This window comes from Flavobacterium sp. (genome assembly GCF_003525665.1).
Lineage (GTDB): Bacteria > Bacteroidota > Bacteroidia > Flavobacteriales > Flavobacteriaceae > Flavobacterium.
Genome location: NZ_DQDX01000001.1, coordinates 13,514 through 40,451, shown reverse-complemented (window position 1 = coordinate 40,451; position 26,938 = coordinate 13,514). Strand labels below are relative to the sequence as shown.

General features: G+C 31.3%; 26 protein-coding genes and 1 other RNA gene. 18 read left to right on the top strand and 9 right to left on the bottom strand.

The window, feature by feature from the left end; genetic code table 11:
• The first annotated feature begins 125 nt into the window (after positions 1–125).
• Complete coding sequence (locus DIU01_RS00220) at positions 126–467, top strand: hypothetical protein (protein ID WP_290831256.1); 342 nt, start codon at positions 126–128, stop codon at positions 465–467.
• 33 nt (positions 468–500) lie between these two features.
• On the opposite strand, the gene mtaB is transcribed toward DIU01_RS00220, so the two are convergent.
• From mtaB to DIU01_RS00205, 3 genes are all read right to left on the bottom strand, one after another.
• Positions 501–1,844 (bottom strand): tRNA (N(6)-L-threonylcarbamoyladenosine(37)-C(2))-methylthiotransferase MtaB, encoded by a 1,344-nt coding sequence (gene mtaB / locus DIU01_RS00215; RefSeq protein WP_290831255.1) that lies wholly within the window; start codon positions 1,842–1,844, stop codon positions 501–503.
• Between the two features lie 155 nt (positions 1,845–1,999).
• Positions 2,000–3,175 (bottom strand): GlmU family protein, encoded by a 1,176-nt coding sequence (locus DIU01_RS00210; protein ID WP_290831254.1) that lies wholly within the window; start codon positions 3,173–3,175, stop codon positions 2,000–2,002.
• A 151-nt stretch (positions 3,176–3,326) separates the two neighbouring features.
• The gene (locus DIU01_RS00205; protein WP_290831253.1) at positions 3,327–3,578 is read right to left on the bottom strand and encodes a type B 50S ribosomal protein L31; all 252 of its coding nucleotides are present in this window, start codon (positions 3,576–3,578) and stop codon (positions 3,327–3,329) included.
• Between the two features lie 231 nt (positions 3,579–3,809).
• On the opposite strand from DIU01_RS00205, the gene DIU01_RS00200 reads away from it, so the two are divergent.
• The 10 genes from DIU01_RS00200 (at position 3,810) to DIU01_RS00155 (ending at position 13,992) form a co-directional block, all read left to right on the top strand.
• Positions 3,810–4,352: a DUF4199 domain-containing protein gene (locus DIU01_RS00200; protein WP_290831252.1), complete on the top strand. Its 543-nt coding sequence runs from the start codon at positions 3,810–3,812 to the stop codon at positions 4,350–4,352.
• A gap of 1 nt (position 4,353) precedes the next feature.
• Positions 4,354–5,310, top strand: coding sequence for a glycosyltransferase family 2 protein (locus DIU01_RS00195; protein ID WP_290831251.1), 957 nt, complete (start codon positions 4,354–4,356; stop codon positions 5,308–5,310).
• A gap of 181 nt (positions 5,311–5,491) precedes the next feature.
• Positions 5,492–7,219 carry a phospho-sugar mutase gene (locus tag DIU01_RS00190; RefSeq protein ID WP_290831263.1) on the top strand — a complete coding sequence of 576 codons (1,728 nt, stop codon included), beginning with the start codon at positions 5,492–5,494 and terminating at the stop codon, positions 7,217–7,219.
• The gene (locus DIU01_RS00185) at positions 7,219–9,048 is read left to right on the top strand and encodes an ABC transporter ATP-binding protein (RefSeq protein WP_290831250.1); all 1,830 of its coding nucleotides are present in this window, start codon (positions 7,219–7,221) and stop codon (positions 9,046–9,048) included. The genes DIU01_RS00190 and DIU01_RS00185 overlap by 1 nt, the downstream gene beginning before the upstream one ends.
• A gap of 109 nt (positions 9,049–9,157) precedes the next feature.
• Positions 9,158–9,787 carry a DUF2306 domain-containing protein gene (locus DIU01_RS00180; protein ID WP_290831249.1) on the top strand — a complete coding sequence of 210 codons (630 nt, stop codon included), beginning with the start codon at positions 9,158–9,160 and terminating at the stop codon, positions 9,785–9,787.
• A 25-nt stretch (positions 9,788–9,812) separates the two neighbouring features.
• Positions 9,813–10,514 carry a hypothetical protein gene (locus DIU01_RS00175; protein WP_290831248.1) on the top strand — a complete coding sequence of 234 codons (702 nt, stop codon included), beginning with the start codon at positions 9,813–9,815 and terminating at the stop codon, positions 10,512–10,514.
• 326 nt (positions 10,515–10,840) lie between these two features.
• The gene (locus tag DIU01_RS00170) at positions 10,841–11,425 is read left to right on the top strand and encodes an AraC family transcriptional regulator (RefSeq protein ID WP_290831247.1); all 585 of its coding nucleotides are present in this window, start codon (positions 10,841–10,843) and stop codon (positions 11,423–11,425) included.
• A 220-nt stretch (positions 11,426–11,645) separates the two neighbouring features.
• The gene (locus DIU01_RS00165) at positions 11,646–12,449 is read left to right on the top strand and encodes a DUF5694 domain-containing protein (protein WP_290831246.1); all 804 of its coding nucleotides are present in this window, start codon (positions 11,646–11,648) and stop codon (positions 12,447–12,449) included.
• 86 nt (positions 12,450–12,535) lie between these two features.
• Positions 12,536–13,219, top strand: a complete 684-nt coding sequence (locus tag DIU01_RS00160; RefSeq protein WP_290831245.1) for a DUF3667 domain-containing protein — start codon at positions 12,536–12,538, stop codon at positions 13,217–13,219.
• Positions 13,220–13,221: 2 nt separating this feature from the next.
• Positions 13,222–13,992, top strand: a complete 771-nt coding sequence (locus DIU01_RS00155; RefSeq protein WP_290831244.1) for a DUF3667 domain-containing protein — start codon at positions 13,222–13,224, stop codon at positions 13,990–13,992.
• Here DIU01_RS00155 and DIU01_RS00150 read toward each other — a convergent pair.
• Genes DIU01_RS00150 through DIU01_RS00140 form a run of 3 tightly spaced genes read right to left on the bottom strand, consistent with a single transcriptional unit; the run spans position 13,989 to position 18,921 of the window.
• Positions 13,989–14,705, bottom strand: coding sequence for a hypothetical protein (locus DIU01_RS00150; RefSeq protein WP_290831243.1), 717 nt, complete (start codon positions 14,703–14,705; stop codon positions 13,989–13,991). The two genes, DIU01_RS00155 and DIU01_RS00150, sit on opposite strands and share 4 nt — an antisense overlap.
• 37 nt (positions 14,706–14,742) lie before the next feature.
• A complete protein-coding gene (locus tag DIU01_RS00145; protein ID WP_290831242.1) occupies positions 14,743–17,220 on the bottom strand; it encodes a TonB-dependent receptor plug domain-containing protein in 2,478 nt (825 codons plus the stop codon).
• A 3-nt stretch (positions 17,221–17,223) separates the two neighbouring features.
• Complete coding sequence (locus tag DIU01_RS00140) at positions 17,224–18,921, bottom strand: M23 family metallopeptidase (RefSeq protein ID WP_290831241.1); 1,698 nt, start codon at positions 18,919–18,921, stop codon at positions 17,224–17,226.
• A 196-nt stretch (positions 18,922–19,117) separates the two neighbouring features.
• Here DIU01_RS00140 and DIU01_RS00135 point away from each other — a divergent pair, with 196 nt between their 5' ends.
• The 4 genes from DIU01_RS00135 (at position 19,118) to rny (ending at position 21,493) form a co-directional block, all read left to right on the top strand.
• The gene (locus DIU01_RS00135; protein ID WP_290831240.1) at positions 19,118–19,408 is read left to right on the top strand and encodes a hypothetical protein; all 291 of its coding nucleotides are present in this window, start codon (positions 19,118–19,120) and stop codon (positions 19,406–19,408) included.
• 4 nt (positions 19,409–19,412) lie between these two features.
• Positions 19,413–19,706: a cell division protein ZapA gene (locus tag DIU01_RS00130; RefSeq protein ID WP_290831239.1), complete on the top strand. Its 294-nt coding sequence runs from the start codon at positions 19,413–19,415 to the stop codon at positions 19,704–19,706.
• A 66-nt stretch (positions 19,707–19,772) separates the two neighbouring features.
• Positions 19,773–19,879, top strand: a non-coding RNA gene (ssrS, locus tag DIU01_RS00125) — 6S RNA.
• A gap of 51 nt (positions 19,880–19,930) precedes the next feature.
• A complete protein-coding gene (gene rny / locus DIU01_RS00120) occupies positions 19,931–21,493 on the top strand; it encodes a ribonuclease Y (protein WP_290831238.1) in 1,563 nt (520 codons plus the stop codon).
• A gap of 88 nt (positions 21,494–21,581) precedes the next feature.
• Here rny and DIU01_RS00115 read toward each other — a convergent pair whose 3' ends face one another.
• The 3 genes from DIU01_RS00115 to DIU01_RS00105 form a co-directional block, all read right to left on the bottom strand.
• The gene (locus tag DIU01_RS00115; RefSeq protein WP_290831237.1) at positions 21,582–22,709 is read right to left on the bottom strand and encodes an ATP-binding protein; all 1,128 of its coding nucleotides are present in this window, start codon (positions 22,707–22,709) and stop codon (positions 21,582–21,584) included.
• A 107-nt stretch (positions 22,710–22,816) separates the two neighbouring features.
• Entirely contained in the window at positions 22,817–23,713 is an 897-nt protein-coding gene (gene xerD, locus DIU01_RS00110) for a site-specific tyrosine recombinase XerD (protein WP_290831236.1), read from the bottom strand.
• 108 nt (positions 23,714–23,821) lie between these two features.
• On the bottom strand, positions 23,822–24,433 hold the full coding sequence (locus tag DIU01_RS00105) for an outer membrane beta-barrel protein (protein WP_290831235.1): 612 nt from the start codon (positions 24,431–24,433) through the stop codon (positions 23,822–23,824).
• A 197-nt stretch (positions 24,434–24,630) separates the two neighbouring features.
• Here DIU01_RS00105 and DIU01_RS00100 point away from each other — a divergent pair, with 197 nt between their 5' ends.
• The 3 genes from DIU01_RS00100 to DIU01_RS00090 form a co-directional block, all read left to right on the top strand.
• Complete coding sequence (locus DIU01_RS00100; RefSeq protein ID WP_290831234.1) at positions 24,631–25,170, top strand: porin family protein; 540 nt, start codon at positions 24,631–24,633, stop codon at positions 25,168–25,170.
• Between the two features lie 77 nt (positions 25,171–25,247).
• On the top strand, positions 25,248–25,661 hold the full coding sequence (gene aroQ, locus DIU01_RS00095) for a type II 3-dehydroquinate dehydratase (RefSeq protein WP_290831233.1): 414 nt from the start codon (positions 25,248–25,250) through the stop codon (positions 25,659–25,661).
• A gap of 106 nt (positions 25,662–25,767) precedes the next feature.
• On the top strand, positions 25,768–26,938 hold a 1,171-nt coding region (locus DIU01_RS00090; RefSeq protein WP_290831232.1), incomplete at its 3' end, for a DUF5686 and carboxypeptidase regulatory-like domain-containing protein.

The following is a 26,938-nucleotide window of genomic DNA, read 5'->3' as shown; positions in this document are numbered from 1 at the left end:
GATTTCAGGTTGCAGATTTCAGATTTCAGGTTGCAGATTTCAGATATTAAAAATTCCAAATTCCAAGTCTATGTTATTGGAATTTGGAATTTTTATTTTGGAATTTTATTTTTTATCTTTATCAAATGAATTCTGAAGAACTAAATCATAACATTCTTTCCTTTTTTGAAACTATTCAGAAATATTATGGTTGCAAAACCGAGATTACAGAAGGTTTGTATTCTGACATTGAAGATTTAGACGCCAATTTGACAACCTGGAATTTATCGGAATTTGAATTTACTCGTTCAGCTTATCGAACCAATGGTAAGCGATTCATGTTTGAAGGAAACGGAATGTACTACGAAATTTCAGGTGAACGAATCATCGAATTCAAACAACCAGGCAGAAACAAATTTGAATTTATCGAACAATACAGTGAAACTGTTTTTAGGATTACTAAGATTCGGTTTCATTACAAATATTAGAAATTCCAAATTTTTAAATTCCAAATTCCAATTCTAAACAGTTGGAATTTGGGATTTTTCGTTTTGAAATTCCAACCTCACACTTCCATCTTCATCTATTCGTGTTAAATTAATTTCGTGTAAAGTATTGACTAATTCTGGATTCCAAGGTGTTTTTACTTTTACGTAATTTTCTGTAAATCCGTGAATGTAACCTTCTTTATTTTCTGATTCAAATAAAACGGTTCTGTTGGTTCCAATTTGACTTTCGTAAAAGGCACGACGTTTTTTAACCGATAATCCGCGAAGCATCTTACTTCTTTTCGAACGAACATTCATCGGAACTACATTTTCCATAGTTGCCGCTTCAGTATTATCTCTTTCAGAATAGGTAAAAACGTGTAAATACGAAATATCTAATTCATTCAAGAAATTATAGGTTTCTAAGAAATGCTCATCTGTTTCACCCGGAAAACCTACAATTACGTCAACACCAATGCATGCATGTGGCATTACTTTTCGGATATTTTCCACTCGATCTACATAAACTTCACGTTGGTAACGACGTTTCATTTTACCCAAAATTTCATTACTTCCAGATTGCAACGGAATATGAAAATGAGGAACAAATGTTCTACTTTTTGAAACAAAATCGATGGTCTCGTTTTTCAAAAGATTTGGTTCTATGGAAGAAATTCGCAAACGTTCTATTCCTTCTACTTCGTCTAAAGCTTTTACTAAATCTAGAAAAGTATGCTCGTGTTTTTTATTTCCGAATTCACCTTTTCCGTAATCGCCAATATTTACACCAGTCAGAACAATTTCTTTAATACCTTGTTGCGAAATTTCGTAAGCATTTTTCAATACATTTTCTAAAGCATCACTTCTAGAAATTCCGCGAGCTAATGGAATGGTGCAATACGTACATTTGTAATCGCATCCATCTTGCACTTTTAGAAACGCACGCGTTCTGTCACCAATAGAATAACTTCCTACGTAGAAATCGGCTTCTTCAATTTCGCACGAATGAATTTCGCCCATGTCATTTTTGGACAAATCATTGATATAATCAGTAATTTTGAATTTTTCTGTAGCACCAAGAACTAAGTCGACTCCATCAACTGCAGCTAATTCTTCTGGTTTTAATTGCGCATAACAACCAACGGCAGCAACGAATGCTTTATCGTTGAGTTTCATGGCTTTTTTAACTATTTGCTTGAATTGTTTATCGGCGTTTTCTGTAACCGAACACGTGTTAATCACGTACATATCGGCAACTTCTTCAAAATCAACTCTATCAAAACCTTCGTCTTGAAAATTTCTCGCAATGGTTGAAGTTTCTGAGAAGTTCAATTTGCATCCCAAAGTGTAGAATGCGACTTTTTTTCTGTTTTCCATAAGTAAGCTCAATTAATGAAATCGTTGTCAAAAAATTGAGTTTGCAAATTTACGGACAAAATTTCTATTTATAAAACGCTTGAAAACAAAAGACCGCAAATTCGCAAATTAATTATAAAATTTGCGAATTTGCGGTTAAATAATTTATACAAAAATTACTCTTTTCTATATTTCTTAGTTTCTTCGAAAACGTGTTCTAAAATTTTAGCTTCTTCCTCAGAAAATTCTACATTTCTTCTTGCCATCACAATTTTAGCCGTTTGGAATGCTTTGTTGGTTAAGTAAGTTGCAAATCCAGAAGCGCCACCCCAAGAAAAACTTGGTACAAAATTTCTAGGAAAACCACTTCCAAAGATATTAGTTGAAACTCCAACAACAGTTCCAGTATTGAACATTGTGTTTATTACGCATTTACTGTGATCGCCCATCATTAATCCGCAGAATTGAAGTCCGGTTTTGGCGAAACTTTCTGTTTCATAACTCCAAAGTCTTACTTCTTCGTAGTTGTTTTTTAGATTCGAATTATTAGAATCGGCACCAATATTACACCATTCTCCAAGAACTGAATTTCCTAAAAATCCGTCGTGACCTTTATTAGAATAACCAAAAAGAACCGAATTACTTACTTCGCCACCAATTACAGAATGTGGTCCAACGGTTGTTGCGCCATAAACTTTGGACGCTAATTTCACTCTTCCAGATTCGCATAAAGCAAATGGTCCGCGGATAACTGAACCTTCCATGATTTCTGCATTTTTACCTATATAAATTGGTCCGGTTGAAGCGTTTAAAGTCACAAACTCTAGCTTTGCTCCTTCTTCGATAAATACATTTTCGGGCGCAATTACATTTACGGATTTTGGAATAGGTTGCGATGTTCTATCGTCTGTTATTAATTCGAAATCTTCTCGTAGTGCAATATCATTTTTGGCAAAAATATCCCAAGTGTTTTCAATTGTGATGCAATCTTCATTGAATTCGATAATTTCATAAGTATCAAAATCTACTTCTTCTTGAGTTTCATTGGTGTAAAACGCAATTACTTCATCACCTTTAAAAATAGCTTGATTTTTCTCCAAATTTCTCACCATTTCAGATAAAATATCGTTGGGTAAAAAAGAAGCGTTGATCATTACATTGTCTTCCATTTCTACCATTGGGTATTTTTCTGAAAGGTATTCTTCGGTTAAAGTTGTAGTTGTATAACCTAAATATTTCTCCCATTTTTCACGAATAGTTAGAATTCCAACACGGATTTCTGCAACAGGTCGAGTAAATGTAAATGGTAAAAGTGCGTTTCTAACGGTTCCGTCAAATAAGATATAATTCATAATGTATATTGTTAGAGACAATGCAATGCATTGTCTGTACTTAGAGCGACAATGAAATCCATTATCTGTACAAAGTTACAAAAGTTTGTTACATAAAAAAACCCCGAATAAATTCGAGGTTTTAATAAAATTTGAACGACTAAAAAATAAATTATTTTGTTTTCTTAGCGTATTTGCTGTTGAATTTATCAATACGTCCTGCAGTATCAATAAGTTTAGATTTACCTGTGTAAAATGGGTGAGATGTTCTAGAAATCTCCATTTTGTAAACTGGATATTCAACTCCTTCGTGAGTGATAGTTTCTTTAGTTTCTACTGTAGATTTAGTAATAAAAACATCTTCGTTTGACATGTCTTTAAAAGCAACTAATCTGTAATTTTCTGGGTGAATTCCTTGTTTCATCTTGTAAATCTTTTATTTGTTAATGAAGTAGTTTGTTGTGAAGCTTTTACACTAAAAGGTATCAACTGGCTACGACTTTTAATTATTATTTTTATTTGAGTGTGCAAAAATACAACTATTTTTTATAATTCAAATGTTTAGTTGCATTTTTTTTCTAATAAACTACAAAATTATTTTTCAAACATTAATACCATTATTACTATATTTGTAGATTAATTATATCTTGTAAATATGGAAAAAAATACTTCTCCTGCTAAGTCTGGAATTACGTATGGTGTGCTTTTTGGAGCAATAATGATTTTAGAATTTGTTCTTGGTTATGCCTTTAAAGTAGATCCTGCATCAAACCCAACATTTGGAACAATTATGAATGTTCTAAATTTTCTAGTTCTTCCTATATTATTCATCTACATTAGTTGTAATGACTTTAAAATGAAACTGAATGATGGATTTTTAACATTGGGGAATGCGTTGAAAATTGGAGTTACCGTTTGTATCATTGCAGCCGTTTTATATAGTATTTTTTCGGTTATATTTAATCTTATTTCACCAGAATACATGAATGAGATGTATGATAAAGTGGCTGATATGATGATTGAAAAAAATCCAGAAATGACACAAGAGCAAATTGAAATGAGTATTTCAATGATGAAAAAATTCGCTAATCCTGCTATTGCTATTCCAGCTACTATAGTAATGTATGCCTTTATTGGACTTATATATTCGTTAATAATTGGAGCAATTATAAAAAAAGAACCGAATCAAGGTTTCTAAAATGAATTTATCTATAGTTATCCCATTATTAAACGAACAAGAATCGTTACCCGAGTTGCATTCATGGATTTACAAAGTCATGAAGGAACACAATTATTCGTATGAAGTTATTTTTATTGACGACGGAAGTACTGATGCTTCTTGGCAAATCATAGAAGAACTTTCACAAAAAGATAGTAATGTAAAAGGTATCAAATTTTTAAGAAATTACGGAAAATCGCAAGCGTTACATGCTGGATTTGCTAAAGCTCAAGGTGATGTCATTATTACTATGGATGCCGATTTGCAAGATAGTCCAGATGAAATTCCGGGTCTTTTTAAAATGATTACTGAACAAAATTTTGACTTGGTTTCTGGTTGGAAAAAGAAACGTTATGACTCTGTTGTTTCTAAAAATTTACCATCAAAATTATTTAATTGGGCTGCGAGAAAAACTTCCGGCGTTTACTTAAATGATTTTAATTGCGGATTGAAAGCTTACAAGAATATTGTTATCAAAAACATAGAAGTTTCGGGAGAAATGCACCGTTATATTCCGGTTTTGGCTAAAAATGCTGGTTTTGGAAAAATTGGTGAGAAAGTTGTTATTCATCAAGCTCGAAAATATGGTGAATCTAAATTTGGAATGAGTCGTTTTATTAACGGATTTTTAGATTTGATAACCATTTGGTTTTTATCACGTTATGGAAAACGTCCGATGCATTTATTTGGTGCGTTTGGTGTTTTGATGTTTTTACTTGGATTGGTTTCAACTGGTTTTATAATATTTTTCAAACTATTTAAATTGTATAATGGTTACGACACAATTTTAGTAACTAATAATCCGTTGTTTTACATTGCTTTAACAGCTATGGTTATTGGAACACAGTTGTTTCTTGCAGGATTTTTGGGCGAGATTATTCTTAGAACAAAAAACAATGAAGAACGTTATAAAGTTGCTACCGAAGTAAATTTATAGACTCTGAGAATTGATTTGGTTTTGAAAATGTAAGATTACAAATTTAAAACAACCTTTGATTAAACAAATAAGTTAACAAATTGGCTTAGCCCTGATTGCAATGGAAATCCTTTTTCTTTTTTCTTTAAAAAGGAAAAGATTGAAATGGAAAGCAGGATTAGCTTCAAATAAAAATAATTATATGCAAATTGAACAAACTATTTTGGACAAAGTGAATGAGTGGTTGACACCAACATTTGACGAATCTACACAAGATGCAATTAAGGAAATGATGACTTCTTCTCCGAAAGAATTGGAAGAAAGTTTTTATAAAAATTTGGAGTTTGGAACTGGCGGAATGCGCGGAATTATGGGCGTTGGAACCAACCGAATTAACAAATATACGTTAGGAAAAAACACGCAAGGTTTGTCTAATTACATGACAAAAACGTTTCCTGGTGAACAATTGAAAGTGGCGATTGCTTATGATTGTCGTCATAACAGTGACACGTTGGCGAAAGTAGTTGCCGATGTTTTTTCTGCTAATGGAGTTCATGTGTATTTATTTAATGAAATGCGAACTACACCAGAATTATCATTTGCTGTAAAACATTTAAATTGTCATGCCGGAATTGTCTTAACAGCTTCGCACAATCCACCAGAATACAATGGATACAAAGTATACTGGCAAGATGGCGGACAATTGGTTCCACCGCAAGATGGCGAAATTATTAAGTTAATTGAAGCGTTGAATTATGACGAAATTAAGTTTGCAGCTAACGAAAATTTAATAGAATACATCGATACTGAAGTTGATGCTGCTTTTGAAAAATCTACAGTAGAAAATTGTAGTTTCAATACGCCAACATTGGCTAAAGAAAATTTAAAAATAGTTTATACGTCGTTACACGGAACTTCGATTAAGTCAATTCCGAGTGTTTTGGCAAAAGCTGGGTACACTGATGTAAATATTGTTGCTGAACAAGCCGAACCAGACGGAAATTTCCCAACGGTAAAATCTCCAAATCCAGAAGAACCAGAAGCATTGACGATGGCATTGGCATTAGCCGAAAAAACAAATGCTGATATTGTTATTGGAACCGATCCAGATTCTGATAGAGTTGGCGTTGCCGTGAGAAATACAGAAGGTGAAATGGTTTTACTAAACGGAAACCAAACTATGGTTATCATGACAGCATTTCTATTAGAACAATGGAAACGCGCTGGAAAAATTACTGGAACCGAGTTTATTGGCTCAACAATTGTTTCAACACCGATGATGCAAGAATTAGCATCGGCTTATGGTGTAGAATGCAAAGTTGGATTGACCGGTTTCAAATGGATTGCCAAAATGATTAAAGATTTTCCAAATCAGAAATTTATTGGTGGCGGCGAAGAAAGTTTCGGATTTATGGTTGGTGATGCTGTTCGAGATAAAGATGCAGTTGGCGCTACCCTATTGGTTTGCGAAATTGCTGCTCAAGCAAAAGCTGCTGGAAGTACATTATATCAAGAACTTTTAAATTTATATGTTGATCACGGATTTTATAAAGAATACCTAATTTCATTAACCAAAAAAGGTATTGACGGATTGAAAGAAATTAATCAGATGATGATTGATTTACGCGAAAATCCAGTTTCTGAAATTGATGGACAACGAGTGGTTTGTATTGAAGATTATGATAATTCGACTTCTAGAAATATGTTTTCTGGTGAAATTGAAACATTGGATATTCCAAAATCTAATGTTTTGATTTATTACCTAGAAGATGGTTCTAAAATATGCGCTCGTCCAAGTGGAACTGAACCAAAAATTAAGTTCTATTTTAGTGTAAATACTACTTTAGATTCGACTGAAAATGCTAAATCAGTTGAGGCTGAATTAGACGAAAAAATTAAAAATATAATCGCTGGAATGAATTTGATCTAATGGATGAAAATTTAAAAAAAATAATTCCTTTTGCAAAAAAATATAAGCATAACGTAGTTTGGAACGTTATTCACAATATTTTATATGCTCTTTTTGGAACAATTGGAATGGTGATGATTTTTCCGGTTCTGAAAGTTCTTTTTGGGAATGAGGAAAAAATAACCAAATTACCTGTCTATAAAGGAATTACAACAATTGATTCTTATCTAAACGATACTCTTTTTTATTATGTGAATTATTATTCCGAAACTTACGGTGATAATTACGCGTTATTACTGACGGTTTCTTTAGTAGTTACTACATTTTTATTTAAAAATTTGTTTGGATATCTAGGTTTACAACATTTAACAAAATTAAAAACTGGTGTTCTAAGAGATTTACGTGAAAAAATGTTCAAAAAAATTGTTGAACTACCTATTCCTTATTATTCTGAAAAAAGAAAAGGCGATATAATGTCGCGAATGTTGGGTGATATTAATGAAGTTCAAAATTCATTTTTCATGGTTTTAGAACTTATTGTAAAAGAACCTCTTACAATAATTTTTTCGTTAATCGCAATGATTAACATAAGTTGGAAACTTACTTTATTTGTATTTATATTCATTCCAATTTCTGGATTTATTATTTCTAAAATTGGAAAATCGCTTAAAGGAAAATCTGCACGCGCACAACAAGAAAATGGGCGATTAATCTCTGTAGTAGAAGAAACTTTATCTGGATTGAAAGTGGTTAAAAGCTACAATGCTGAAAGTTTTTTTTCGCAAACATTTAATAATTCAGTAAATCAGTTATATAAATTAACGAATAGCATTGGAAAGAAGAACAATTTGGCGTCGCCAATGTCAGAATTTCTTGGGATCATTGTTATTGCTGTTCTACTTTTTTATGGAGGAAATTTAGTGTTGATTGAAAAATCTTTAGATGGTTCATTATTCATTTCCTACATTGCTTTGGCTTACAATATTTTAACTCCAGCAAAAGCAATTTCAAAAGCTTCATATCAAGTTAAAAACGGATTGGCTGCAGCGGAACGTGTCTTTGAAGTTTTAGAAGTTGAAAATACTATTACTGATAAGGATAATGCGTTAGAATTGAAAGAATTCACTGAAAACATTGAATTAAAAAACATTACGTTTGCCTACAATGACGAACCAGTTTTAAAGAATTTTTCATTATCAATTCCAAAAGGAAAAACAGTTGCATTGGTTGGACAATCTGGTTCTGGAAAAAGTACTATTGCCAATTTATTAACGCGCTTTTATGATGTTAATGAAGGTGAAATTCTAATTGACAAACACAACATAAAAGACATAACAATGCAATCGCTGCGCGCTCTAACTGGCTTGGTTACGCAAGATAGCATCATGTTTAACGGAACAATAAAAGAAAACATTAGAATTGGAAAACAGGATGCAACCGATGACGAAATCATTGAAGCATTAAAAATTGCAAATGCCTACGAGTTTGTAAAAGATTTACCAAACGGTATCGAAACCAACATTGGCGACAGCGGAAACAAACTTTCGGGCGGACAAAAACAAAGACTTTCTATTGCTCGTGCAGTTTTAAAAAATCCACCAATTATGATTTTGGACGAAGCAACATCGGCTTTGGATACTGAAAGTGAAAAGTTCGTTCAAGTTGCTTTAGAAAATATGATGCAAAATAGAACATCCATTGTTATTGCACACCGACTTTCTACCATTCAAAAAGCGGATAAAATTGTGGTGATGAATAAAGGTAAAATCGTAGAACAAGGAACGCACGACGAACTTCTTGCTTTAAACGGAAATTATTCTAAATTGGTAATGATGCAAAGTTTTGAGTAATTAAAACTTACAATTCATACTGATTATACGACAGTTGGGTTACAAAAAATTAAAAGTTGAGTACGATGTTAATACATTTACTCAACTTTTTAATTTAAAACTACTAACCATGCTGTTCAAAATCATTTTAATACTTCATATAGTATTTGGCGCAACCGGATTAATTTTAGGATCTTTTATTTTAGTGCGAAAAAAAGGTGATGTTTTACACAAGAATCTTGGTAAAATTTTCACTCTTGCTATGATTTTAACCGGACTTTGTGCCTTTTATTTATCGTATGAACATCCCAATTTATTCTTATTTATTGTTGGCGTTTTCACGATTTACCTTTCCTTTTCTGGCTATAGAATGATTGATTTAAAAAAAGTACATCTTGGCCAAAAACCCAAATTTGTAGATACTATTGCAACTATATCAATGCTTTTAGCAAGCTTAGCTTTTCTCTATTTTGGAATAAGATTACTATTACACTCACAATTATTTGGATTAGTTTTACTATTATTTGGTACTATTAGTTTGCGATTATGTTACACCGATTACAAAGCTTATTCTGGAAAAGTTACTGATAAAATGTATTGGTTAAAAAATCACATTGGGAGAATGACTGGAGCTTATGTTGCTGCACTGACAGCGTTTTTAGTGGTAAACAATACTTTCTTACCCGATGTTTTAGTTTGGAGTTTACCCGGATTAATCGCTGGCATTTTTATAAGTAGAACCATTAAAAAGCTAAATTAATTTCATACTTTTATTAAAATTTTTTATGTACAAAAACAATCCAAATATTACACTTCCAGAAGATCCAAATACTATTGTTTGGAAATACTTGGACTTATCGAAATTCTTGGATTTGTTACTTTCCCGAAAATTGTTCATGTCACGATCGGATAAATTTGAAGATCAATACGAAGGAACTTTCAGCGAACCAACGTATGAGGAAATCAAAAAACTGTCTGTAAACAATCCAGAATTTTTAAATTATTACAAATCGCATCGTGAGAAAGTAGTAATTAGCAGTTGGCATATTAACGAATATGAATCGTTTGCCATGTGGCAGATTTTCACACAAAACAGCGAAGGTTTGGCAATTCAATCCACAATTGGTCGATTGCAAAAAGCGATGGATGTTGAGAAAGATTTTAATCAATATATTGGTGAAGTAAATTATATCGACTACAAAAAAGAGTACATTCCGTTTGACGATATGTTCTTCCCTTTCTTGTTTAAACGCAAAAGTTTTCAGTATGAACGTGAGGTTCGAATTATTGCAGATTTATCGGAACAAGAAATTAAAATAAACGACGGATTGAAAATTGAAGTTGATATTGACCAATTAATCGAAAAAATATACATTCATCCAAAATCTGAAAACTGGTATAAAAAATTGGTTATCGAATTGGTTGACAAACTCGGATTTGATTTTGAAATAGAAAAATCTGATTTGGAAAGCGATATTTTGATTTAGAATTAGTTACAATTCGGTAAGTTTTAACTTTTATGTTTCACAAATTTATCTAATTTTACGTAACTATATTTCACACCAATTGGAAATTAAATTCTTTAAGCCGAAAAATGAAGTTCTTCAAAAGTACATTGAAGGATATTACTTCTTGACGAATTCAAAATCTGATTTACCTTTAGAATATTATACGTTCCCCAACAACTATAGTATAATTTCAATAATTGAAAATTCTGAAGTTATCTATTCCGAAAGCAAAGTTATTGTTAAAGAGAAAAAAGGAACTCCATTAAGCTCCGACTTAATTTGCCATTACAAAAAAACCAATTAAATTGAGCTATGAAGGAAATATTAATGAAATAACATTTTATTTCAAACCGCTTGGTCTCAATGCTTTTTTAGAAAAATCATTATGCCATTACACCAATGATTTTTTTTCGAACTTTATACCTTTTGACGATTACAAAGAAATTTTTTCTTCCATATTGAAAGAAAATGATTTAGACAAAAAAACAGAATTGATTGAAAATTATTGGTTGTCAAAATTAAAAGACTTTCAGCATCCTTTTTTAAATCAAATGATTATTGATTTAAAAGATACCCAGAGAGACTATTCCATTTCAGATTTGGCTAAAAAACATAATACAACGCGCCAAAATCTAACCAAACATTTTGAATCAAACTTATGCAAATCGCCATCCGATTTTAAAAAAATTCAACGATTTAGAGAAGCTTTAAAATCTCAAATAAATAGCCAAACAAAAAACAATTTAACGTCTTTGAGTTATGATATGCTTTTTTACGATCAGTCGCATTTGATAAAAGATTTTAAATCATTAACAGGTTTAACTCCCAAAAAATTCTTCAAAAACATTTCATCTCAGGAGAATGGAGAAGTAAATTGGTTGTTTGTATAAGATTACATTTTTACAATTTTTATTAAAATACAATAGTTACATTTACATAAAAATAATTATCATGATAAATTTAGTTATCAAAATCGTTGTTACTCAATAAAAGTTGTAATGAGTTGTTTGTTTTAAAATATAGGAAGAGAAACTTCATATACTTCTAAAATTTTCGAATTATTTTCGAATTATTTTATCATGGAGTTTCATTTTAACTATTGACTTCATTATGAAAAAAATACTACTTTTTATACTTATCGGTATAACCTCATTCGCTCAAACTAAAAACGAAAAAATCAAAATTATCCTAATGGGAACTTTTCATTATGGAGCAACTGGAGACCGAAATTCAACCAGTTTTAAGGATTTATTTTCAGAAAAAAGACAAAAAGAATTGGATTTTATGACATCAAAACTGAATGCGTTTGGTGTGAAAAAAATTTTTATAGAAACTGATTTTCGAGATCAAAAAAAATCGGATAGTTTATATAATGTGTACAAAAATGGCTCATTAAAAGATTCTGTTTTATTGAGACGTGAAGAAGTTCAAGTGGCTTTTAGATTAGGAAAAATCAACAATCTTCCAATTATTGCAGCGGATAATCGTCAGATTTTAGATTATAATCCGATGAATGAATACGAACAAAAACATAAAGATGACAAACCAAATCCTGATTCGTTTTTTGAAGTTCCGTATCCCTTTACCGAAAAATTGAAAAAACTTTCAGAGACATCTTTACCTGAATATTATATCCAACTTAATTCTCCTTATGCTCGCCAAGCCAATCAATACGACTATCTACATTATGCAATGGCTTATGGAGAGAATGACGATTTTACTGGCGAACAATTTACCTTATCATTTTATGACCGAAATTTGAAAATTTATAATAATATTCTTCGTACTATTGACATTAAGAATGATAAAGTAATTTTGGTACTATTTGGTGCAGCTCATACCAATATTTTACGACAATTTTTTGAAAACCATCCTTATTTTGAAATTGTAGAACTTGAAACAGTATTTAAATAAATATGATTTGTACTAATTGCAAAACTCCATTTGAAGGGAAATTTTGTTTCAATTGCGGACAAAAGTCTAGTGTTGGCGAACTAAAAATGCACGATTTTTTACACGAATTATGGCATTCATTAACGCATACTGATAGCGGAATTTTAAAACTAATCAAAGATTTATTCACACATCCAAAAAGAGTTTACTTTGGGTATTTTTCAGGGAAACGAAAAACCTATTTTAGTCCGGTCACTTTTTTCTTGATCACCGCCACAATTTTACTCTTAATAGGTAACAAAATTTACGATTATGAAGATTATGTGAGATTGGCAGATAATCCAAATGGTTTCAATGAAATGGGACGTTATGTGTTTGACATGACTAAATTTAAAACCTTAATTCTCTTACCGTTTCAAGTGCTTTTGATTTGGATTTTTTATCATAAACGATTTAATTTAGCAAAAATAATTGTCTTCTTTCTATACTTCCATGGATTGATTTTTGTGATTCAAATTATAATTTCACCTATTTACTTTTTATTAATATTGCACAAAGAATTGCTTGATTCTATAGTTGCAGTAATCACTTTTATATTACTTTTTTGGCACCTAAATTTAGTTTTCGGAATGAAAAACTGGAAAACTTATCTTTTAAATTTTATCCTCTTGAATGTATTTCACATCATAAATTATTTAGTGATTTTTTATTTACTTTATGGTGAAGCACTTTTTGAACAAACAAAAACTAAAAATATTTTTGGATTTATACTCGAACTTTATAAACTATAACTATGCACCACCATCTTTGTAAGAACTGCGAACATACATTTGAAGGAAACTTTTGTTCTAATTGCGGACAAAAAACCAATACCATAAGATTAAATTGGCATTTCGTTAAAGAAGAATTACAGTATACATTTTTACATATAAATAAAGGTTTTTTATTTAGTGTAAAGGAATTGTTGACTCGCCCAGGAGATAGCGTTAGAGAATATCTTGAGGGCAAAAGGGTAAAACATTACAAACCTATTTTGTTAGTTTTTGTACTTGCCGGTTTGAATGGACTGCTTTCTCAAAAAATTGATTATAAAGCCTTCATGCCAAAAAATGATGTTAAAAATATTGTTGCTACTGAAATGCCAAAAATAATAAATTGGATTTTCAGTCATTATGCTTTAGTAGAACTTGCCTTGCTTCCAATATTTTCATTATGCTCATGGCTTGCCTTCAAAAAATATGGTTATAATTATGTTGAAAACATTATAATTAATTGTTTTGCATCTGCTCAAAGGTTACTCATTGGATTAATTACAATTCCTTTAATGTATTTAATTGACCCAAAATATTTGCTAACCTTTTCTAGTTTAATTTCAATACCTGTATACGGAGTAACCATTTGGCTTTACTTACAATTGTATAAAAAGCATGAAATAGGAAACGTCATTTTGAGATTATTACTATTTGGATTCTTAGCAACAATGGTGTTTTTTGCAGCATTAATAATTGCAACAATTGTCGTTCTGTTCTATATGGTTAAAACCGGACAGTTAGAAATCAATTAAATCGGATTATACTCAATAACTTTCAATTCCTTATCCAATAAATCTACATAGTGATAATGTACTTTATCTGATTTATCGAAAGCACCATTTTTATTGATGTCTTCGATGGTTCTAAAGTACAATCTGTTTTGCGACTCAATAATATTCCAATCGATTAATTCTTGAAAATCTGTTGAAAGTTTTTTGAAGTTACTTCCGGTGATATCACTTATGTATAAATCTTTGATGTCGTTACTGTCTAATTTTCCGTCTTTGTTAGAATCCATATCTTCTAAAACGTAAACAAGAAATTGTTTTTTGGTTTTGTCAGCCAATGTTTTTAAATAAGTCACTCGTTCAATTAAAACTGGCTTATCGGTTAAAACAGTTAATGAATCAGATCCAACTTGTTGAAATTTGAAGTTACTTAAATAACCTGTAATTTCATATTCACTTGAATTGGAAACTACAAAACTCTCTCTTTCTGAACCTGCATATTTCACTCTAGAACTTCCATTTGCTACACTAAATTCACCAATTGGAAACAATAAAACCGAAGTTCCTTCCATTTGAATTGGTAAATCAGCAACTAAAATTTTAGAAGTATCAATCTTTTGTTGTGATCGTTCTTTATTTGTTGCGTCGTAAATTACTTTCGGCGTTTTAGGTTCTTCTTTACAACTTACCAAAAGTAAAATTGATGAAAGTATTAAGTATGTTGAGAAATTTTTCATTCGTAAATTATTATTTATTCAAAAATAGTGAATATTTCTACAATTTCGCCGTGAGTTTCAAATTAAAAACACGCGTAGTCATGTAGTTCGGAATTCCATATTGATTTTTAGTATAAGCATCACGAACCCAAGTATTTGTTATGGCATTTTGATTGTCGAATAAATTAAAAATCTCTAAACCAAGTGATAAATCTTGAAAACGTTTCATCCAATGTCCATCGGCTCTTTCGTCATTTCTTTCTGTAAATACATACGAAAATCCTACATCGGCACGACGGTAATCTCTAAGACGACTTTGGTATTGATACACATCAGCATAAGAAGGCGAACCTCCTGGTAAACCGGTATTGTAAACCAAATTCAAATACAATTTCACATTTGGAATGTTTGGCATATAATCTTGAAATAAAATTCCAAATTTCAATCGTTGGTCTGTTGGACGAGCAATATTTCCTCTACCATTTTGATTTTCTTCGGTTTTTAAATAGCCAAAACTAAACCACGATTCGGTTCCTTTTACAAATTCTCCATTTATACGAGCATCAAATCCGTAAGCATAAGCCGTTGCCTCGTTGTTTGCTCTATATCGAATTCTAACATTTTCTAATGTGTAGGTGTTTACATCATCCATTGATTTGTAATAAACTTCAGAAACCAATTTGAATTTTTTCTTGTCAGCTCCAAGTGTAAAATTATAATCATTCGAAAAAACAAAATGCACCGATTTTTGGGCTTTTACATTGGGTTTAACGGCTCCATTTAAATCGCGAAGTTCTCTGTAAAATGGCGGTTGATAGTAAAATCCGGTTGAGAATCTAAACAACATATCAGTATTCCTCCAACTTGGTTTTAATGCAAATTGTGCTCTTGGTGAAAATACGGTTTGACTTTTAGAATCATTGATGTTATCTCCAGAAACCAACCAATTGTGTGCTCTTACACCAAAATTAATATTCAATTGATTCGAACCAATATTCGTTTTAGTATTAAATTGTGCGAATCCAGAAAAACGATCGATGGTAACAAAATTGGTAGCACGAACATCTTGAAAAGGCACTAACGGACCAACATACGGATTATAAGGTTGATCATTTACAGGAATATCAATAATAGGCGGATTTATAGAAAACCCAGCAGAATCAATCACTTCCCATTCTACTATTCTATCGCGAATGTCTTCACGAGTATATTTTAAACCCCAATCTATTTGGAATTTTTTCTTTGCATTGTGTGTTCCTTTGATTTCGGCATTGATGATTAACGCATCCAAATCGTTTCTCGCATGATTTAATTGAGAACCAATCGCACGACTAAATGCTACATTTCCAAAAGTTTCTGAACCAATATTTGTATCTACTTCACCCAACGAATACGCTGCATCAATATCATAATATTCTTGTTCAACTGTATGATATGCCGAAGCAATAAATTTGTAAGTTGAATTTTCTGACCCTACGTACGTCGTTTTTAAAGCACCGAATAAAGTTTGATATTTATCATTCTCTTGCCCTTGATAAAACACTAACAAAGCAATTGGATCACTAATAGTTCCAAAGTTAGTTTGACGTGTTAAAGGTTGGTAGTTGTATTTATTTTGAGAAGCATTTCCTAGAAAACTAAATTGCCATTTGTCAGACATATTGAAGTTTATATTCGTTTGAACATCAACAAATGTTGGCCTGAAATTAGTTTGTGTTTCTTGACTATTTACCAAAAGCGAATTGTCTCTATAACGAATTCCGGTGATTGCGGTCCATCTTTTATCTTTAGAAATTAAATCTAAAGATGCGCTTCCACCAAGGAAACTGGCTTCAAAAGTCGCTCCAAATTGCTTCGGAGTTCGATAAGTAATATCTAAAACAGATGACATTTTATCGCCAAATTTAGCTTGAAAACCACCAGCAGAAAAATCGATATTCTGAACCAAATCTACATTAGTAAAACTCAAACCTTCTTGTTGACCAGAACGAACTAAAAATGGACGATACACTTCTACTTCGTTTACATAAACTAGATTTTCATCATAATTTCCTCCACGAACAGAATAAGCCGAACTCAATTCTGTATTAGAAGAAACACCTTGTAATGTTTTGATAACGCTTTCAATTCCGCCAGTAAGATTTGGATTTTTTCTAACAACATCCGATGAAATGCTGGTGATACCTTCTACTCTTCTTCTGTCGCCAGTAATGACAACTTCGGTCAGTTGTTCTTCAACACTCATTATCGGATTGTACTCTAAAATTTCGTATTGTTTTAATTGAAACGGAGCTGTGATACTTTTTAAAACAGGATGCGTGTACACTAAAACTACTTTTTTATTGGCTGGAATTTCAATTACATAAAATCCTTCTTTTGTAGTTATTGTAGAATTATTAAGATAACTCACCGTTACACCTTGAACAGGATTTTCATTAACATCTACAACGACTCCAGTAATTTTGGCTGTTTGTGCAAATGTGATGCAACTGAATAAAATGAAAATCAGGCTTAAAAGGTTATTTTTTGTTTTCAATATTTATTTTTTTTGACTTCTATTAAATTGAGTTTCAAAGATAGTAGAATTTCCGACATTATCTGTCACGACAACTTTCAATTTGTTGTTACCTTCAAGCAAAAATTCGTCTTTAAAAACGTGTGTAATTCGTTTAAGTTTTGATTCATATTCGAATAGAACCCACTTTCCATTTAAATATCCATTAAAGGTTTTAATACCCGACAAATCATCTGAAATGGTTAAATTGATACTTTTTTGATTAGTAATCCACTTACCTTCAACAGGTTTTGCAATAGTGATTTTTGGCGCAGTTGTATCTTTTGCTAATGTAAATTTTCCGAAACTTCTAGTTTTACAAGAGAACGTAGTTCCTACTAATTTTGTTGTAATGTAGCTTAATTTATTTCCGTTAACCGAAGCGATAAACATTTTTTCTTTCTCTTTTTCAGTTGATTTTGTGTCTTCAATTGAGATAGTAAAATTAGAATGAACCGGAACAAGATCTTCGTGTAAAGTAAGCACATTGTTGGCCACATCAAAATTCAAATAGAAATCTTCATAAAATGTTTTCTCAGGAAAATAAACAGCTACATTTTCTTTTTCAAAATTGGCTTCACGATCGTATTTTATAAAATAGGGTGTCTTTTTAACATCAGAAACCAAGGTCGTTTTTTGAACCGAATATTCTATTGGAATTGTGATTATGGTTTTATTATTTTTAAAATCAGATACTTCCAATCGATTTATTTGATTGTAGTTCGCAGAAATATCAAAAATACCATTGTTACTGTGAGAAAATATATTACTTAGCGGATAAGGATTTTTAGCAAACATTTTTTGAACACGTTGACGCATGGATTTGTAACGCTTGTAATCGATAAAATAATTGATATAACGCGCTTGATCAAAAATCATTTCATCAAATTGATATCCAAAAATTGTTTTTCCGTTTGATAATAATTCGGTTCTGTAAGTTCCGTTGTTGTTGTACGAAACATTGTCAATATCGTGAGCACTTATTCCGAAACCAATTTTTCCCATTGCCAAAACTTTTTCAGATAAATACGTTCCATCGGCTTGAAGCGATAAATTCAAACTTACAGGTCTTTGCGATTGGTTTACAATAGATTTTTCATCAATTGGATATACTAAAAGTGCCGAAACAACAGGTTTTTTAGTATCTGGAATTAATTTATCATACCCAAAAAACATCGGATTTATAATTTTTTCTGTAGCAGAATCTCTAAATTCAAAGTGCAAATGCGGACCTTCTGAACCTCCAGTATTGCCAGATAGAGCAATTATGTCGCCTTTCTTAACAACTAACTCACCAGATTTTAAGAAAACTTCTACCTCATAAGCTTGTTCTTTATACTGAGTTTCTTTAATTTTTTCATCAATTACACCTAGTGCATTTTGCAAATGACCATAAACCGATGTAAAACCATTGGGATGCGTTATATAAATAGCCTTTCCGTAACCAGAATTTGAAACTTTTATTCTAGAAACATATCCATCTGCGACTGCATACACATTCAATCCTTCGCGTTGATTGGTTTTAAAATCGAAACCTGCATGAAAATGATTTGGACGTAATTCACCAAAATTCCCAGACAATTGCAACGGAATATCTAATGGAGATCTAAAATAATCGGTTGGATATTTACTTTGTGCAGTTGCAAATACTGTAAATAATAGAAAAATTAATAATTTCTTCATGGCTAAAATGGTTTTTGGCTAAAATATAAAAAAGTTCTTAAGTTCAAAAATAAATGTTAAAATCTTCAATATAACTAACTACTAAACAAAATATTAGACCCAACACAAAAAATAAATCAACTTTTTTACAAAAAATATTGGTTTAATAGATTAGGAATTATAAATTTGTATGATAAAGTAATGAATAGAGTCGTGAATGAGTGAGATTGTAGAAATAATTGAAACTCTTGAAAGTAAAATCCAAAAGTTGTTTGCAAGAATCAACGAATTGGAACAAAAAAATCAAGCGTTGGTACAAGAATTAAAGGTTTCTGCTACAGAATTTCAAAATCAAAATACAGCGGTTGAAACGCTAAAAAAAGATTATGAAACGCTAAAAATGACGAATTCATTATTGGGCAGTGAAGATTATAAAAGAGATACGAAGCTAAAAATAAATTCATTAATTCGTGAAATTGATTACTGTATAGCGCAGCTTGCAGATTAAAACTATGGATGAAAAGCTTAAAATTAAAATATCAATTGCGGACAGAGTTTACCCATTAACAGTAAATATGTCGCAGGAAGAGGCAATGAGAAGCGCTTCTAAGAAAATTGATGTAATGATAAAGCAATTTGAAGAAAATTATTCTGTAAGAGATAAGCAAGATGTTTTGGCCATGTGCGCTTTACAATTTGCATCACAATTAGAACAAAAAAATGTTTCAAATGCCATTGATGGTTCAGAATCAATCGAACGATTATCAAAATTAAATAGTTTGCTAGACGACTATCTCAACAAATAAAATCACAAAAAACACGTTCTTTTAAATAAGCTAAAAATACTGCCTACATTAGTTCATTTTTGGTAAACTCAACACTAACAAATTAAAATGAGTAAATCTTCGCTTCTATAGTAAGCCCATTCAGTTGGGAAACTTGAACAGCGAGTTAGCTCAAAACTTGTCCTTACGAGTTTATACAAGCAATTAATGTAGGTTTTTTTTATATATAAATTTTTTTAACAACCATGGACATATTATCTATAATTATCGGCGTGATAGTAGGACTTGCAGGAGGTTTTGCAGTAGCAAAAATGCTCGAAAAAAGCAATGTTTCTAATCTAATAAAGAACGCAAAAAAGGAAGCAACATCTATTTTAAAAGATGCAAACTTAGAAGCTGAAAACATTAAAAAAGACAAACTTTTACAAGCAAAAGAAAAGTTTTTAGAATTAAAATCAGAGCACGAAAAAGAAATTTTAGCCAAAGACAAACGAATGGCTGAAGTTGAAAAAAGAATAAGAGACAAAGAATCTCAGGTTTCTAGCGAATTATCGAAAGCTAAAAAAGTAAACGAGGATTATGAAGCTAAAACATTAGAATACAACTCGAAAATTGAAGTTCTTGATAAAAAACATCAAGAAGTTGAAAAAATGCACAAAAGTCAAGTAGAACAATTGGAAGTAATTTCTGGTTTATCTGCTGAAGAAGCCAAAGAACAATTGGTAGAAAGTTTAAAAGCTGAGGCAAAAACCAAAGCAATGGCGCACATTCAAGAAACAATTGAAGAAGCCAAACTTACTGCTGCTCAAGAAGCTAAGAAAGTTATTATTTCAACAATACAACGTGTTGGAACTGAAGAAGCAGTAGAAAATTGCGTTTCAGTTTTCAATATTGAATCGGATGATGTAAAAGGTAGAATCATTGGTCGTGAAGGTAGAAACATTCGTGCGCTTGAAGCTGCAACTGGTGTAGAAATTATTGTTGACGATACTCCAGAAGCAATTATTTTATCATGTTTTGATCCTGTGAGAAGAGAAATCGCTCGTTTGTCATTACATAAATTAGTTACCGATGGTAGAATTCACCCAGCAAGAATTGAAGAAGTTGTTGCTAAAACTACCAAACAAATTGACGATGAAATTATTGAAGTTGGTAAACGTACGGTTATCGATTTAGGAATTCATGGTTTACATCCTGAGTTAATTAAGATTGTTGGTAGAATGAAATACCGTTCTTCTTATGGTCAGAATTTACTACAACACTCAAGAGAAGTTGCCAAACTTTGCGGAATTATGGCTGCCGAACTTGGATTGAATGTAAAATTAGCCAAACGCGCTGGTTTACTTCACGATATTGGTAAAGTACCAGATGCAGAAAGTGATTTACCTCACGCCTTATTAGGTATGCAATGGGCTGAAAAATATGGTGAGAAAGAAGAAGTTTGCAACGCAATTGGAGCACACCACGACGAGATTGAAATGAAATATTTAATATCGCCAATCATTCAAGTTTGTGATGCTATTTCTGGAGCTAGACCTGGCGCACGTCGTCAAGTATTAGATTCTTACATTCAACGTTTAAAAGATCTTGAAGAAATTGCTTTTGGATTTAATGGTGTAAAAAGTGCTTATGCTATTCAAGCTGGACGTGAACTACGTGTTATTGTAGAAAGTGAAAAAGTAAGCGACGATATGGCTTCTAATTTATCGTTTGACATATCACAAAAAATTCAAACAGAAATGACTTATCCTGGTCAAGTAAAAATTACAGTAATTAGAGAAACTCGTGCAGTAAATATTGCAAAATAAGGTTTATCAAATTCTTATAAAGCGAAAAGCCGTCTAAAATTTAGACGGCTTTTCAATTTGTATAATTAACCAAAAAACAATACAAATATTAAACGAAATATACTTTAAACGTTGTTCCTTCGCCTACTTTACTTTCCACTTCAATCTTTCCTCCCATCGATTCTATTTGATTCTTTGTTATGTGAAGTCCAATTCCGGTTGAATTTTCGTTTTTATGAAACGTTTTATAAAGTCCAAAAACTTCATCTTTGTGTTTTTCTAAATCAATGCCAATCCCATTATCTTTTACCACTAAAACAGAATAGCCATCAATTACTTCTTGTGTATACTCAATAAACGCTTCTTTATTTCTATCAGAATATTTAATAGCATTGGACGTCAAGTTTAATAAAATACTCTCTAAATAACTTTTATTAAAATTCACACTAAAATTTTTATCAATTTTATCGATTATATTGATTTTGTTTTTATGAATATTGTCTACTAAAATATTTAGAACTTTACCTAAATAGTTGTTTACGCTGAGCATTTCCTTATCATCATTCACATCATTTTGAACTCGAACTAACTCCACAAGGTTTTCTATTGTTGATGATAACTCTTTCGAAACTGTACTGATATATGAGAAGAACTCGTCCTCATCAACCATGTCGGCTTCTTTCAAGTTAACCAATGAACTAATATTTCCTGATTGATTCCTAAGGTTATGAGAAACTATGTGCGCAAAATTGAGCAATCTATTATTTTGATTATTTACTACTTTTAAAGCATCTAACAAAATTTGCTCCTTCTCTTTTTGATCTGAAATATCGGTGTGAGTTCCTATAATTCTAACAGGATTTCCATTTTCATCCCTTTCTACTACTTTACCTTTGTCTAATATCCATTTGTATTTACCATTACATAAAACTCTGTGACAAGTTTCGTAATGTTCTGTTTTTCCTTCAAAATGCAATTGAATATTTTTAAAATAGAGTTCTCTATCTTCAGGATGCACCAATTCATCCCAATTTTCTGGACTGCCAAAATTGGAAGACTCATTTCCATTGATTTCTAATATCTTTAATGATTCTGCAGAATAAAAAACTTCATTAGTTACCAAATTCCAATCCCACACACCAATTCCTGATGCTTCAATTGCAAACTGATTTCTTAATTCGTCTACAACACAATCATCGTATTTATTACTTGAAAAATAGTCAATTTGAGAAATCATAACTCTTAGGTTAAATTAATTTCTACAAATAAAATGATAATATTAACATCTTGATTAATAAAGCTGTAGAATGAATTCTACTTATGAAAAATTTAACATTAGGTTGCTTATTTTCTTGGATGAAAACTATTCATGATTTGCGTTAGGTGCTTTCTATCAAGATGCACATAAATCTCTGTAGTAGTAATAGATTCATGACCTAACATTAATTGTATAGCTCGTAAATCGGCGCCATTTTCTAATAAATGTGTCGCAAAAGAATGACGAAAAGTATGCGGACTAATACCTTTATTCAAACTAATTTTAACAGACAAATCTTTAATAATTGTAAAAATCATTGCTCTTGTAAGTTGTTTTCCTCTTCGATTAAGAAACAAAGTATCTTCATGACCTTTCACAATTGTGAGATGATTTCGAATTGTTTTTCGATATAACGATATATATTTTTGCGTAATCTCGCTTATTGGTACAAAACGTTGTTTATTTCCTTTACCTGTAATTTTGATAAAACCTTCTTCAAAAAACAAATCAGAAATTTTAAGACATATAAGTTCTGAAACACGCAATCCACAACCGTACAAAGTTTCGAGCATGGCTCTATTTCGTTCGCCTTCAGGTTTGGATAAATCAATTGCGGCAATTAAATTATCAATGTCATCTACAGATAAAGTATCGGGTAATTTCCTGCCTAAACGAGGTGCTTCTATCAATTCCATTGGAGAATCAGTTCGATAATCTTCAAAAATAAGATAAGAAAAAAAACTTTTTAACCCCGAAATGATTCTAGCTTGAGAACGTGCATTCACCTCTTTTGAAACCGAATAAATAAATTGTTGAATAATTTCTTCGGATATTTTTAAAGGAGAATAATCTAAACTATTTTCTTGCAAAAAGAGATACAATCGCTCAATATCGAAAGTATAATTATCAATGGTGTTTTTTGATAATCCTCTTTCAATTTTTAAATAGGACTGATAGCTTTTAATAAAGGTTTTCCAATTCATTATTCAAATATATTGGAAAAATTCTGAAATTGGAAAGATTCTGAAACTAGTTAAGTATAAAAAAAACCTCACCGAAGTGAGGTTTTATATTAAAATCTAAAAATTAGATTAGAATTTGTAGTTAACTCCGAAAGTTACTGCTCTCCAATCTCCACCTAAAGCAAAAGTATTAGTTTTTTCAGCACCATCACCACCATTATCGTTAGATGTATATCCTAAAACAGCTAAACCAGCTTCAATAGAGAAATTAGAAGATACGAAATAGTTCATTCCTAAACCTAAACCTAAACCTAACTCTTTACTTTCAAAAGAAGAACCAAATACAGTACCATCCTCAGTATCAAATTCTTCATCAGTTGTAGTATAATCTACACCTAACTCAGCAAATAAAGAAAATTTACTTGCAGGAGTAAAATAATAACGTCCAAAAGCACCAAACCCAACACCAGAATTTTTTGCATCATCAAAACCGTCATCTAATTTTAGTGAATTAAAACCCAGAGATGCACCAACTGCAATGTTTTCTGATACAAAGTATCCAACTTTTGGAGCAACTTCAAATGAATTAGCCTTAAAATCACCTGTTTTTGAAGAACCTAAAGAGATAGCACCTGATACAAATACATCACCTTTAGCAAATCCTTCTGAACCCTCTTTTTCTTGTGCATTTGCAAATCCGAATGCGAATACTGCAGCTGCTGTTAAAATAATTTTTTTCATGTTTTGTTTTGTTTAAAATTAATATATCAAATTTACACGGAATACTTTTTATGTTAAACACCACGCGTATTTGAGTTATCAACATAGTTATTAACAACTACTAATTTCAGTACGCTAAGCGCAATAAAAAAAACATCAATTCGTTAATAACTAAATAATAATGTATTTTTACAACCTTAATATAAAACTGAAATTTTATGAAAAAAGTAATTTTATTTGCTGTTCTTTTAGGCTCAATTGGTTCCATGCAAGCACAAATGCTAAAGTTTGGTTTAAAAGCCGGAATCAATTATGCCAACTACACTGGATCTGATGACAACACTGATGCAATAACTAATTTCCATGCTGGATTGGTTTCTGAAATTAAAATTTTTGAAAACTTCGCTCTTCAACCAGAACTTTATTACTCTACTCAAGGTGCAGAAATTGAAAATTTAGGAGAGCAATTTAAAAACGAATTGGGTTATATCTCTATTCCAGTTTTGGCAAAATTTTATTTAACCGATGATTTAAGTCTTGAACTTGGTCCGCAAGCCTCTTTCTTATTAAGTGAACGAAATGAAGTTGATGCCAATGATTCCAACTCCTTTGATTTTGCTGTAGCTGGCGGTTTAAGTTATAAATTTGGCAAACACTTTTTTGTTCAAGGACGATACGGACTTGGTCTAACTGAGGCAAAACGTGATGCCGATGTAAAAAATAGTGTTATTCAAGCTTCTGTTGGATTTATGTTCTAACAAAAAAAATCATAATCTTTTGCAAAACCGCATCTTTATTAGAGCGGTTTTTTTATTTTTACATAAACCAAACCCACATGAATATACTAATTATCAATGGTCCGAATTTAAATCTTCTAGGAAACCGCGAACCCGAAATTTACGGAAGTGAAACATTTGAAGATTATTTTAAACAATTACAATCTAAATATCCGTCTGTAGATTTACATTATTTTCAAAGTAATATTGAAGGTGAGCTGATTTCTAAAATTCAAGAAGTCGGTTTTTCATTTGATGCTATAATTTTAAATGCTGCCGCTTACACACATACTTCTATTGGAATTGGTGATGCCGTTAAAGCAATTTCAACTCCTGTAATTGAAGTTCATATTTCCAACACATTTTCGAGAGAATCTTTCAGACATCAATCGTACATTTCACCAAACGCAAAAGGAGTAATTATTGGTTTTGGAATGAAAAGTTATGAATTGGCATTGCAATCAGTTTTATAAAACTTTGATTTTAAAATATATCCAAAAGCAATGCAACCATTTCACAACAATAATCGTCTATAAATAAAACCCGCAGTATTAAAAACCATCCAAGTAAACCAATCCAATGAAAAAAAATTTTACGTTACTATTCCTTCTTATTGCCATTTCTAGTTTCGCACAGATAAAAGGAACCATCACCGATTCTAAAGGAAATCCGATGGCTTTTGTTAACATTTATCTTCAAGACACTTACACAAGCACCACTTCCAACGAACAAGGAAAGTATGAATTGAATGTAAGAACTCCTGGAAAACACATAGTTCTGTACCAATATTTAGGTTATAAAACCGAAAAGAAAATTGTTGAAGCAGAGAAATTTCCTCAAATAGTTGATGTGCAACTTACAGAAGAAGACATTCAATTGAATGACGTTGTGATTGATCCAAAGGCAAATCCGGCAAACGAAATCATTAGAAATGCTATTGCAAATCGTAAAGAAAACTCAGCAAAGACCTCAAAATATAATGCCGATTTTTACTCACGTGGAATCTTTAGAGTAAAAAATCTTCCGAAAACAATTATGGGTCAGAAATTAGATTTTTTTGATGAAATAATCGATTCTACTCGAAGCGGAATATTGTATTTATCAGAAACTGTATCGAAAATCACCTTTCAAAAACCAGACAAATTAAAAGAAGTAATTGTAGCTTCAAAAGTTAGTGGAAATGATAACGGCTTTAGTTTCAACAACGCAGCTCAAGCCAATTTCGACTTTTATGAAAACTATTTAGACTTTGATGTAAAAGTGATTTCACCAATTGCAGATGGCGCATTTAATTATTATAGATACAAATTTGATGGTTCGTTTGCCGATGAAAACAATAAAGTAATCAATAAAATAAAAGTTACGCCAAAGCGAAATTCTGAACCAGCAATGGAAGGTTATATTTATATTGTTGATGATACTTATGCTATTTATGCTGTTGATTTATCCATTAAAGGAAGTCAAATGCAAAATCCGGCGTTGAACAAATTGACTTTAAAACAAAGTTACAGCTTCAATAATAAAAATAAAATTTGGGCAAAAAATACACAAACTATAGATTTTGAAGCCGGAATGTTAGGCATTAATATCTCAGGAAATTTCACTTATGTATATTCTAATTTTGAATTTAAAGAACAATTCGAAAAGAAAACATTTACTGCAGAAGTTTTAAAATTTGAAGAAAATGCCAACAAAAAGGAAGATTCCTTCTGGGAAACCATTCGTCCTGTTCCTTTAACAAATGAAGAAT